The following is an 859-nucleotide window of genomic DNA, read 5'->3' on the forward strand; positions in this document are numbered from 1 at the left end:
GCAATGAAATTGAACCGATACCTTCGAGCGGCGAAGCGGCATTTCCTGACTGCGCTATGTGCCGGAGCCTTTGCGGTGGCCTGCGTCATTTGGGCCTTTGCTGCCGCACTCTATCAGCATCCGGGCTGGTGCATCGCCTCAGTGATGGCGGCGGTGCTCGGGTTCTTTGTCAGCGCGGTGGAGGGGAACGAGGCGCATCGATGCCTTGAGGACTCGGAGAAGTTCGAGCGCTGATCCAGCCATTTTTGACAGCCGGTCATTCACTACAAGCGGACCCGGTCCGGGGAGCAGGGCATTTCTATCAAACCAATACAAACCATAGCATGCACACCATCACCTTTGAGCTGCCGAAGATTCCAGAAAATCTGAAATTACAGGCAATTGTTAAACAAAGCGCCCGCAATCTGATCAGCCTTTTTGCCGATCACGAAAATGAAATCCAGCAGGCGATCACCGAATGCGAGGAAGCCAAAACGACCTTCAGTCACTCGATTGTTCTCGACCTCGGGAAGCACAAGCAGACCGATAAGCTCGGGTTTTCGATCAAGCGCGGAGATGAAATTGCGATGTCGATTCCGGACCCGGATCAGGGCGACTTGTTCGATGATCTGAATCCCCGCGACTTCAGAAGAAATGACTCGACCGTAGTCGAAGCTGAGGAAGTTCCGCTTGGCCTGCCTGCACCGATGGAGCTTTTACCAGCTCCGCCGAAAACCCCGGAAGAAGAGCAGGCATTCGAGGATGGATTCAAGGCGGCGACGCAAGGCGAGAGCTATAGCACCAACCCTCATCCATTCACGAAAGACCCGACCGAAAACGCGCTGTGGAAAGCGTGGGCGGAAGGCTGGGAACAGGGCCA

At 55.3% G+C, this 859-nt stretch carries 1 protein-coding gene and 1 pseudogene; both read left to right on the plus strand.

Features of this window, described 5'->3' with window-relative positions; all coding sequences use genetic code 11:
- Positions 1 to 234: pseudogene (locus JIN85_RS20615) on the plus strand (hypothetical protein); the annotation flags it as partial.
- 89 nt (positions 235 to 323) lie between these two features.
- A partial coding sequence (locus tag JIN85_RS20620) for a hypothetical protein (protein ID WP_200274404.1) occupies positions 324 to 859 on the plus strand: 536 nt, incomplete at its 3' end.

This window comes from Luteolibacter pohnpeiensis (genome assembly GCF_016595435.1).
GTDB lineage: Bacteria > Verrucomicrobiota > Verrucomicrobiia > Verrucomicrobiales > Akkermansiaceae > Luteolibacter > Luteolibacter pohnpeiensis.